2 protein-coding genes are annotated in these 1514 nt (G+C 74.4%); both read left to right on the top strand.

The features are described 5' to 3' along the window. The coding region (locus TOK_RS33265; RefSeq protein WP_216361889.1) for a bifunctional DNA primase/polymerase at positions 1 to 538 on the top strand (538 nt) is incomplete at its 5' end. Between the two features lie 61 nt (positions 539 to 599). Then, the coding region (locus tag TOK_RS33260; RefSeq protein ID WP_216361888.1) for a hypothetical protein at positions 600 to 1514 on the top strand (915 nt) is incomplete at its 3' end.

Genomic DNA, 1514 nt, shown 5'->3' with positions numbered 1-1514 from the left:
GGGCGGGGAGCACCGCTATTTCCTGATGCCCGATGGGCTGGAGCTGCGCAACACGCAGGGCCGGCTCGGCTGGAAGATCGACACTCGTGGGCATGGCGGGTTCGTGGTCGGGGCCGGGTCGGTTCGCGGCGACGGGCTCTACCGGGTGGCCCGGCACGGTGCCGTCGCCGCATTGCCGGGCTGGCTGGGTGCTGCGCTGACCCCGCCGCCGCCGCCACCGCCGGCGCCCCCGATGGAGCTGCCCCGGCGACGGGCGGACGCGTATCTGCAGAAGATCCTCGACGACGAGCTCGAGGAACTGGCCACGGCGGCGCCCGGCACCCGCCACGACGCCCGGCTCAAGGCCGCCCGCACCCTCGGGCGGCTGGTCGGAGGGGGTGAGCTCGACGAGACCAGCGCGCGGACCCTGCTGCTGGCGGCCGCCGCCGGACACATCGGCGCTGACACCCGCGAGAGCGAGGTGGTCCGCGACGTCGAGGACGGGATCGCCTACGGCCGACAGCTGCCCCGAACCCTGCGCCGCGGCGGACCGCGATGACAGACACGGTGACCGCCACAGCGGCGGAGCCGAGGCGGCAGGAGCGGTGGAGGGGTGCGGGGTGGGGCTGTTCCAGGAGGTGACCCGCGGTGAGCTGGGGCGGTGGTTCGCCGCGCGGATGCCCGGCACCGCCGCTGTGGCCGGTGAGGTCGCCGCCGCCGCGGCGTCCGCGGTCGGACGAGCGGGCGTGGTGCGCCCACCGCGGGATCAGCGGCTCGGGCAGCGGCATTGGGCTGAGGTCGGTGGGGTGTTCGGGATGCGGATGGCCGCTGTCGTCGAGCAGGCTCCGCCCTACTACGGGCTCTACGGGCTGGTCGCGGCCGGTCTGCTCAGCGTGGACACGGCGCAGCGGGTCGCGGGGTCGTTCCCGTCGCACCGCGATCTGTCCCCGACGACCCGGGCCTGGGCGCTGGATATGCGGCCGTCGCCGAGCGGGTGGTTGGAGCTGGTCCAGCCCCAGCACGACACCGACTTCCGACACGGCACTGGGGGGCGGGGGTGGGCTGATGAGGCGGTCATGGAGCTGGTGGAGCGCACTGGCCGCTACCACGACGAGCACGCCCCGGCCGGCACCGTCGGCGGGCCCGGGGCCGAACGCGGCCTGGCCCGGGTCTATGGCTGGTGGTCGGCCGCGGAGGACATCTACCGGTCCGGGATCATCAGCGACGACCTCAATGAGCTGCTCGGCGCTGACGCACCGACCGCGGACATGCTGCGCGAGCTCACCGCGGCCGCGGTGGTCGCCGACACCGCCGCGCTGGCGCAGCGGCTGCGGACGGCCGGCAGCCTGGACGCGCTGCACGCGCTGGCTGGGCAGCCCGCGGCCGGGAGCCCGTTGGGGTGTGCTGGTCCGGTGTTCGTGCCGCATTGGGCCGACGGAGATCTGCTGGTCGGTGACACCCTGATCGACGTCAAGACCGTGTTGCGGGCTGATGATCCGGCGAAAGTCGGGCCGTGGCTGTGGCAGGTCCTGGCT

It is taken from the genome of Pseudonocardia sp. N23, from assembly GCF_002583555.1.
Lineage (GTDB): Bacteria > Actinomycetota > Actinomycetes > Mycobacteriales > Pseudonocardiaceae > Pseudonocardia.
This window is presented reverse-complemented; position numbering and strand designations above follow the sequence as displayed.